The organism is Streptomyces griseorubiginosus (assembly GCF_017614965.1).
In the GTDB taxonomy this organism is placed as follows: Bacteria; Actinomycetota; Actinomycetes; order Streptomycetales; family Streptomycetaceae; genus Streptomyces; species Streptomyces griseorubiginosus_B.
In genome coordinates this window covers 1-7816 of the sequence record NZ_WVUG01000373.1, presented here as the reverse complement: position 1 = coordinate 7816, position 7816 = coordinate 1, and the positions used below count along the sequence as shown (strand labels likewise).

The 7816-nt window shown below is 71.6% G+C and carries 9 protein-coding genes and 1 pseudogene; 1 reads left to right on the top strand and 9 read right to left on the bottom strand.

Features of this window, described 5'->3' with window-relative positions; all coding sequences use genetic code 11:
* The 4 genes and pseudogenes from GRC12_RS39290 to GRC12_RS39275 form a co-directional block, all read right to left on the bottom strand.
* A pseudogene (locus GRC12_RS39290) lies at positions 1-273 on the bottom strand (LytR family transcriptional regulator); the annotation flags it as partial.
* Between the two features lie 16 nt (positions 274-289).
* Positions 290-976 (bottom strand): nicotinate-nucleotide adenylyltransferase, encoded by a 687-nt coding sequence (nadD, locus tag GRC12_RS39285; RefSeq protein WP_208785227.1) that lies wholly within the window; start codon positions 974-976, stop codon positions 290-292.
* A gap of 80 nt (positions 977-1056) precedes the next feature.
* Positions 1057-1209, bottom strand: a complete 153-nt coding sequence (locus tag GRC12_RS39280; protein ID WP_208785226.1) for a hypothetical protein — start codon at positions 1207-1209, stop codon at positions 1057-1059.
* Positions 1210-1317: 108 nt separating this feature from the next.
* Positions 1318-1479 (bottom strand): hypothetical protein, encoded by a 162-nt coding sequence (locus GRC12_RS39275; RefSeq protein WP_133041023.1) that lies wholly within the window; start codon positions 1477-1479, stop codon positions 1318-1320.
* A 127-nt stretch (positions 1480-1606) separates the two neighbouring features.
* Here GRC12_RS39275 and GRC12_RS39270 point away from each other — a divergent pair, with 127 nt between their 5' ends.
* On the top strand, positions 1607-2701 hold the full coding sequence (locus tag GRC12_RS39270) for a M48 family metallopeptidase (RefSeq protein WP_208785225.1): 1095 nt from the start codon (positions 1607-1609) through the stop codon (positions 2699-2701).
* Positions 2702-2794: 93 nt separating this feature from the next.
* Here GRC12_RS39270 and GRC12_RS39265 read toward each other — a convergent pair whose 3' ends face one another.
* The 5 genes from GRC12_RS39265 to proB form a co-directional block, all read right to left on the bottom strand.
* Entirely contained in the window at positions 2795-3865 is a 1071-nt protein-coding gene (locus tag GRC12_RS39265; RefSeq protein WP_208785224.1) for an SCO2583 family membrane protein, read from the bottom strand.
* 111 nt (positions 3866-3976) lie between these two features.
* Positions 3977-4543: an SCO2584 family spore wall biosynthesis protein gene (locus GRC12_RS39260; protein ID WP_439959935.1), complete on the bottom strand. Its 567-nt coding sequence runs from the start codon at positions 4541-4543 to the stop codon at positions 3977-3979.
* 129 nt (positions 4544-4672) lie between these two features.
* A complete protein-coding gene (locus GRC12_RS39255; protein WP_208785222.1) occupies positions 4673-5959 on the bottom strand; it encodes a glutamate-5-semialdehyde dehydrogenase in 1287 nt (428 codons plus the stop codon).
* Between the two features lie 61 nt (positions 5960-6020).
* The gene (locus GRC12_RS39250; protein ID WP_208785220.1) at positions 6021-6497 is read right to left on the bottom strand and encodes a hypothetical protein; all 477 of its coding nucleotides are present in this window, start codon (positions 6495-6497) and stop codon (positions 6021-6023) included.
* Positions 6498-6631: 134 nt separating this feature from the next.
* Complete coding sequence (gene proB / locus GRC12_RS39245; protein ID WP_208785229.1) at positions 6632-7738, bottom strand: glutamate 5-kinase; 1107 nt, start codon at positions 7736-7738, stop codon at positions 6632-6634.
* Positions 7739-7816: the final 78 nt, after the last annotated feature.

The following is a 7816-nucleotide window of genomic DNA, read 5'->3' as shown; positions in this document are numbered from 1 at the left end:
GGGTTGGGCCGCACCGGCGCCGTACGGGTCGTAGGACGGGGCGTACGGCTGCCGGCCGGTGCCGTAGGGGTCGTACGCCGGGGGCTGCTGCCGGCCGGTGGCGTACGGGTCGTAGCCGTAGCCCTGTTGCTGCCCGTACGGGTCGTACGGCTGCTGGGGCGCCTGCCGCGGGGCGGCCTGCTGGTAGACGGGCCGGCCGTACTCGTCGTAGCCCACGAGCTCGTACTGGTTGTCCTGGTCGCCGCCGTAGCCCGCGTCGTATCGGTCGTTCACCGGTGCCCCTCTCGGTTCACTCGCCGCGGTACAGCTCGCGCTTGTCGATGTAGCGCACGACGCCGTCCGGCACCATGTACCAGATGGGGTCGCCCTTGGCGACTCTCGCACGGCAGTCCGTGGAGGAGATAGCCAGCGCGGGAACCTCCACCAGCGAGACGCCGCCCTCCGGGAGGCCGTGGTCGGTCAGGGGATGGCCCGGGCGGGTGCAGCCGATGAAGTGCGCGAGGGAGAACAGCTCCTCCGAGTCGCGCCAGGTGAGGATCTGGCCGAGGGCGTCGGCGCCGGTGATGAAGAAGAGGTCGGTGTCGGGGTTGAGGGCCCGCAGGTCGCGCAAGGTGTCCACGGTGTAGGTCGGGCCGCCGCGGTCGATGTCGATGCGGCTGACCGAGAACTGCGGGTTCTCGGCGGTGGCGATGACCGTCATCAGGTAGCGGTCCTCGGCCGGGGACACCGTGCGGTGGCTCTTCTGCCAGGGCTGGCCGGTGGGGACGAACACCACCTCGTCCAGGTGGAACTGCGCGGCGACCTCACTGGCCGCCACGAGGTGCCCGTGGTGGATCGGGTCGAACGTTCCGCCCATGACGCCGAGGCGGCGCTTGCCGGGGTTCGACGGTCCGATGACCGGTCCGCTCGGCCGGCGGGTCTCGGTGCCGCTCGACGTGTCCTTCGCCGGACCGGTAGGCATGTCCTGCTCTCCCATGCGTGCAGACCCTACCGGCCCGACCTGAGCGCCTGGTTCGGCCGCTGTCCGGGATGCCCCGCTTCGGGGGGAGGACGGGTTCAGCGGTCGCGGTTGAAGCGGGTGGTGATCCACAGCAGGAGCAGCAGGACGACGAGGGCGCCGCCACCGGTGATCGCGGGGTTGAGGCTGTCGTGGTTGCCGCCCTCTTCGGCCAGGGTGACCAGGTGCGCGGCGGTGGTGTGGAGGCTCATCTTCGGCGGGACCTATCCGGTAGGCGGGGTAAAGATGTCGGCCCATCGTAAGCGGGGGCCGTGGCGGCGATCACGCCGACTCCTCCGTCGGGGAACTCCGGGCGGTCCTCAGTCGTCTTTCCGCTTGTAGCCCCGCAGCAGGAACCACCCGGTGAACGCGCAGCCCAGGATCATCACCACCAGTACGACCCGGAGCAGGTACCCCGATCCCTGGTGCTGAGGGGCGCTGGCGGCCGCGGCGAGCCAGGCGGCTGCTGGGATGTGCTCCATGGTGCGGGACTCTCCTTCGGTGTGGTGCCCGTCCACGGTAACTCCGCCTAGGCTGGGCCTTGCTTCGGGGGCGCAAAGGGCCGCACAAGGGTCCGCAAAGGGCCACTACACGCATGTGGGGGAAGACATGTCCGACGACGGCCACGAGCACAACGGACACGAGCACGTACCGAGCAGGCAGCGCCGGCGCTTCCCGGGGATCTCCTCCCGTGCGTACGAGCACCCGGCGGACCGCAGCGCGCTGGTGGCGCTGCGCAAGCTGAGCGGCTTCGACACGGTCTTCAAGGCGCTCAGCGGGCTGCTGCCCGAGCGCAGTCTGAGGCTGCTGTTCCTGTCCGACTCGGTGCGCGTGTCCGACCAGCAGTTCGCCCACCTCAACGACATGCTGCGGGACGCCTGTTACATCCTGGACCTGGAGAAGGTCCCGCCGATGTACGTCAACCAGGACCCGCAGCCGAACGCGATGTGCATCGGCCTGGACGAGCCGATCATCGTCGTCACCACCGGGCTCGTCGAGCTGCTCGACGAGGAGGAGATGCGGGCGGTCATCGGCCACGAGGTGGGTCACGCGCTGTCCGGGCACGCGGTGTACCGCACGATCCTGCTGTTCCTGACGAACCTGGCGATCCGGGTCGCCTGGATCCCGCTGGGCACCCTGGCGATCATGGCGATCGTGACGGCGCTGCGGGAGTGGTTCCGCAAGTCGGAGCTGTCCGCGGACCGGGCGGGGCTGCTGGTGGGGCAGGACCTGAAGGCCTCGATGCGCGGTCTGATGAAGATCGCGGGCGGCAACCACCTGCACGAGATGAACGTGGACGCGTTCCTGAAGCAGGCCGACGAGTACGAGGCGGGCGGCGATCTGCGCGACTCGGTGCTGAAGATCCTGAACCTGCTGCCGCGCTCCCACCCGTTCACCACCATCCGGGCGGCCGAGCTGAAGAAGTGGTCCGAGACCCGGGACTACCAGCGGATCATGGACGGCCACTACCCGCGGCGCGACGAGGACAAGGACACCTCGGTCTCCGACTCCTTCCGTGAGTCGGCGGCGAGCTACGCCAGCAATGTGAAGAGCTCCAAGGACCCGCTGATGAAGCTGGTCAGCGACATCGCCGGCGGGGCGGGGGGCCTGGGCGGCCGCGTACGGCGCGGTTTCGACGGCTTCACGAGCCCGGCACCGGGCGAGGACCGGCCGCAGGACGAACCGCCGACGGACGAGGACTGACCGACGCCGGGCGACTGCAACGCCCCAGGGGCGCGGGGAACTGCGCGACAAGCCCCCACCAAGCCGCAGCCGACAACCCGCCCCGCGCCCCCGTCACACCTTCGGCTGGGCCGCAGCGGCGAGCGTGCCGCACAGGGCCGCCGTGCCGCCCGTCGCGTACGGGTCGGTGCCGGCCGGGCCGCCCGACTTCGCCGTCTGGCCGGCCAGCAGCGGGTGGAGGTGGTTGGTGGAGTCCTCGGCGCAGGACAGCGGCCCGGCCTGGACGTAGGAGACGGTCAGCTGGGCCTGGTGCAGCCGCAGGTCGTCGCGGTCGAAGCGGAAGTGCAGCTCGCGCCGGACGGTGAACAGGGACGCCGGGGCCTTCGCGGCGGAGCCGGTCGGCTTCAGCGCGTAGACGAAGGTGTGGTCGGCGGTCACCTCGAGGGTGGCGGAGTCCGTCTCGGCGGCCTCCAGGCTGCCCTCGACGCGGATCCTGGGGTCGGCGAGCTCGGCGCGGGTCTGGTCGAAGCGGACCAGCCAGCCGGTCGGCTGATGGCGCCCGTCGGCGGTCGGGCGGGCGAAGCTCTGGTCGAACTGGTCGAGCTGGTCGCCGTCCAGCATGACGCGCACGGAGCGGACGTCCTGGCCGCCGATCACCTCGGGGTAGAGCGAGGAGCGGACGATGTAGTCCTTCGCGGTGGTCAGGGCGGCGACCACCTGACTGTCGGAGAAGTGCGCGGTGCGCCGCGTGGGCGGCAGCGGTATGCCCTCGGCGCCGACCCGGAACTGCGCGGCGGGGCTGTGCGCGAACAGGTACTCGGGATCGGCCGCCCCGGGCACCTTGCCCTGCGGGGAGAGCGGTATGACCGTCATCCGCAGGGGCTCGACGGGCCGGCGGTCGGCCGGCGTCTGGTAGGGGTGCCGTACACCCATGTAGATCGCCGTCCCGAAGGCGACGGCGATCAGCAGAACCAGGATCAGGGCCTGCCGGGACAGGCCCCGGTGGAGCGGCGGGCGGCGCCGTACGGCGGGCGCGTGGTCGGCCATGCGCTCCTGGGCGGAGAATTCCTGGAGGCGGGCAGCGCGGACGAACGACTCGTCGAAGACGACGGATCGGTACTCGTCCTCTCCACCTCCGGGGGCGCCCTCGGGTGTCCCCTCAGGTGGGTCTCCAGGCCCGCCCATACCTTCAGGGTAGGTCTTGGGAAGCCCCGGTAAACGCCCTGGTGCGCGACAACTTCTGACAGGTTCTCACCAGAACCGGCCCAGAACCGGCGGCGCCCGCGAAGCGGCCGCTCAGGGAGTGCGCGGGATCACCGAGACCGCGGGCGGCGAGGTGTCGGCGGAAGCGGAGGGCGGAGCGGCGCTGCCCTGTTCCAGGCCCGTCGAGGCGGGCGGCGGCACCTGGTCCCGGTTGGTGGAGGAGGCGCCCCGGTAGACCGCGGTGAAGGCCAGCGCGACCATGCCGATACCCATCACGATGGCCAGCATCCAGGCGACCGGACGGTGCCAGTTGACCTTCTTGCCGTACGTCCCCGGGGCGCCGTAGCGGCCTTCGAGGACGTCGGTGTCGTCCAGGTCGTCGAAGTCGGGATCATGGCCGAACCCGGAGGGGTCGTACCCGTCCTCGTAGCGCTCCCCGCGGGCGTGGGCGCGGCGGGCCTCCGCCTCGGAGGCCTCGGCTCTGGCCTGGGCGGCGGCCAGGAGGCGTTCGACGGCGGTCGGCTCGTGCACCACGGCCGCCCGTACGAAGGCCTCGTCGAAGACCACGGAGGCGAACTCTTCGTCCGACACCCCGCGGTCGTGGTCGTCGTCGGGCTCCCAGCCGTCAGGGAACGGCGTGCCCCCCACGTCCTCCGGCACGGATCCAGAGTAGACCTGGGGGGTCAATTTGGGCAGACGGTAGGGAAATTCATCCGCTGGGTGAGACGGCTCTCATGCGGCGGGGTCGCGTGCCGGGCGCATATGCCCCGCCGTCGGGTGCCCGTTCCCTCAGCGGCGGATGTGCCCGTCGCCGGTGACGATGTACTTGGTGCTGGTCAGCTCCGGCAGGCCCATGGGGCCGCGGGCGTGCAGCTTCTGCGTGGAGATGCCGATCTCCGCGCCGAAGCCGAACTGGCCGCCGTCGGTGAAGCGGGTCGAGGCGTTCACGGCGACGGTGGTGGAGTCGACCAGCTGGGTGAAGCGGCGGGCGGCCTGCTGCGAGGTCGTCACGATCGCCTCGGTGTGACCGGACGACCACAGCCGGATGTGCTCGACGGCCTTGTCGAGGGAGTCCACCACGGCGGCCGCGATGTCGTAGGACAGGTACTCGGTGTCCCAGTCGTCCGGTGTGGCCTCGACGACGGTGGCCTTCGTGTCCTTCGCGTACGCCAGCACCCGCGGGTCGGCGTGCACGGTCACCCCGGCCTCCGCGAGGGCGTCGAGGGCGCGCGGCAGGAACTCGGGGGCGATGTCCTGGTGGACCAGCAGGGTCTCGGCCGCGTTGCAGACGCTGGGCCGCTGGGCCTTGGAGTTGATCAGGATGTCGACGGCCATGTCGAGGTCGGCGTGGGCGTCGACGTAGACGTGGCAGTTGCCGGTGCCGGTCTCGATGACGGGGACGGTGGACTCGTTGACCACGGTCTGGATCAGCGAGGCGCCGCCGCGCGGGATGAGGACGTCGACCAGGCCGCGGGCGCGCATCAGCTCGCGGACGCTCTCGCGGCTCTCGCCGGGCACGAGCTGGATGGCGTCGGCGGGCAGCCCCGCCCCGCCCACGGCGTCCCGCAGGACCCGCACCAGGGCGGTGTTCGACTCGTACGCGGAGGCCGAGCCGCGCAGCAGGACCGCGTTGCCGGACTTCAGGCACAGGGCGGCGGCGTCCACGGTGACGTTCGGGCGGGCCTCGTAGATGATGCCGACGACACCGAGGGGCACCCGGACCTGGCGCAGGTCGATGCCGTTGGGCAGGGTCGAGCCGCGGACGACCTCGCCGACCGGGTCGGGCAGCGCGATGACGTCGCGCACGTCGGAGGCGATGGCCCGCACCCGCTCCGGGGTGAGGGTGAGGCGGTCGATGATGGCCTCGCTGGTGCCGGCCTCGCGGGCCTTGGCGATGTCCTTGGCGTTGGCCTCGACGATCTCGCTCGTACGGACCTCCAGGGCGTCCGCCACGGCGCCCAGCGCGTCGTCCTTGACCGCGCGCGGGAGCGGGGCGAGGTCGGCGGCGGCGGCCTTGGCGCGATAGGCGGCCTGGGTGACCGGGGACATGGAGTCGTACGGCGAAAGCGTGGTCATGAGGGAAGGGTAGTGCGCCGGACGGGCTCTGTTACCGCTCATCCCAAACCCCGAGACACTCTCAAAAGGGGTGAACTCCGACAGGCGTCGCCGGTGGCGGGCCGTAGCCCTCGGCGAGGCGCTGGTGGTAGGTCTCGCGGTCGATGACCTCCAGGCCGACGATCTCCCAGGGCGGGAGCTGGGCGGTGCGGCGGTGTTCGCCCCACAGTCGCAGCGCGACCGCGGCCGCGTCGTGCAGGTCGCGGGCCTCCTCCCAGTACCGGATCTCCGCGTGGTCGCCCGCATACCTGCTGGTCAGGAGGAAGGGGTGGTCGTGGGCGAGCTGCTCCAGGCCGCGCCGGACCTCCGCCAGGGGGGCCTCGGCTCCGGAGACGCTGAGCGTGACATGCCACAGGCGCGGCAGATCGGCCGGTTCCTCGTACCGCTCGCCGGCCGCCACGCTGGTCAGGGCACGCTCCTCGCCGGCCGCGCGGGAGGAGGCGCCCCCGGTACCGCCGGTGCCACCGCGGGACGTCGTCCCAGGGCGCACTCGTCTCACGACGGCCTCCTTTTTCCCAGGGTCGAGCAGTGCTCGCGCGGAAGGTGTCCCTGAGACAAAGTTGAGCAGGCCCGGAGCCGCCACGTGACGCTTTTGCGGAACGTCCACCACCGGGGGAGGACGTTTCGGACCAATTACGGGTGCAGGAGCACCAGATCGTCCCTGTGTACGACCTCGCGCTCGTACGCGGCGCCCAGTTCACGGGCGAGCTCCCGGGTGGAGCGGCCGAGCAGCTGGGGGATCTCCTTGGCGTCGAAGTTGACGAGCCCGCGGGCCACCGCGCGTCCCTGGGCGTCGCGCAGCTCCACCGGGTCCCCGGCGACGAACTCCCCCTCGACGGCGGCGATTCCGGCCGGCAGCAGCGACTTGCGGCGCTCGACGACCGCCCGTACGGCGCCGTCGTCCAGGGTGAGCGAGCCCTGCGGGGTGGAGGCGTGCTGGAGCCACAGCAGACGGTCCGCGGAGCGCTTGCCGGTGATGTGGAAATAGGTGCCGGTGTCCCCGCCGGACAGCGCCTCGGCGGCGTGCACGGCACTGGTGAGGACCACGGGGATGCCGGCCGCGGCGGCGATCCCGGCCGCCTCGATCTTGGTGACCATGCCGCCGGTGCCGACGCCGGCCTTGCCCGCGCTGCCGATCTCCACTCCGGCGAGGTCCTCCGGGCCCCGCACCTGAGCTATCCGCGAGGTTCCCGGTCTGCCCGGGTCGCCGTCGTAGACGCCGTCGACGTCGGAGAGCAGGACCAGCAGGTCGGCGTGGACGAGGTGCGCCACCAGGGCCGCGAGACGGTCGTTGTCGCCGAAGCGGATCTCGTCGGTGGCGACGGTGTCGTTCTCGTTGACGATCGGGAACGCCCCCATCGCGAGGAGCTTGTCGAGGGTGCGGGAGGCGTTGCGGTGGTGGGCGCGGCGGCTCATGTCGTCGCTGGTCAGCAGGACCTGGCCGACGCGGACGCCGTAGCGGGCGAAGGAGGCGGTGTAGCGGGCCACCAGCAGGCCCTGGCCGACGCTGGCGGCGGCCTGCTGGCGGGCCAGGTCGCGGGGGCGGCGGCGCAGGCCGAGGGGGGCGAGGCCGGCGGCGATGGCGCCGGAGGAGACGAGGACGATCTCCTTCTCTCCCCCGCTGCGGCTCTTGGCCAGGACGTCGACGAGCGCGTCGACCCGGTCGGCGTCCAGGCCGCCCGAGGCGGTGGTCAGCGACGAGGAGCCCACCTTGACGACGATCCTGCGGGCCTGAGCCACGCCCTGCCTTACCCCTGCCACCTGCTTGTCCGTCCCCTCGCGCACTCGGGTCTCCCCGCCACGCAATCTACGCGAAGG

What these genes read in the sequence shown, in the direction of transcription:
- nadD (WP_208785227.1), bottom strand. Translation starts at nt 976, where the DNA reads ATGGGAGAGCAGGACATGCCTACCGGTCCGGCGAAGGACACGTCGAGC.
- GRC12_RS39280 (WP_208785226.1), bottom strand. Translation starts at nt 1,209, where the DNA reads ATGAGCCTCCACACCACCGCCGCGCACCTGGTCACCCTGGCCGAAGAG.
- GRC12_RS39275 (WP_133041023.1), bottom strand. Translation starts at nt 1,479, where the DNA reads ATGGAGCACATCCCAGCAGCCGCCTGGCTCGCCGCGGCCGCCAGCGCC.
- GRC12_RS39270 (WP_208785225.1), top strand. Translation starts at nt 1,607, where the DNA reads ATGTCCGACGACGGCCACGAGCACAACGGACACGAGCACGTACCGAGC.
- GRC12_RS39265 (WP_208785224.1), bottom strand. Translation starts at nt 3,865, where the DNA reads ATGGGCGGGCCTGGAGACCCACCTGAGGGGACACCCGAGGGCGCCCCC.
- GRC12_RS39255 (WP_208785222.1), bottom strand. Translation starts at nt 5,959, where the DNA reads ATGACCACGCTTTCGCCGTACGACTCCATGTCCCCGGTCACCCAGGCC.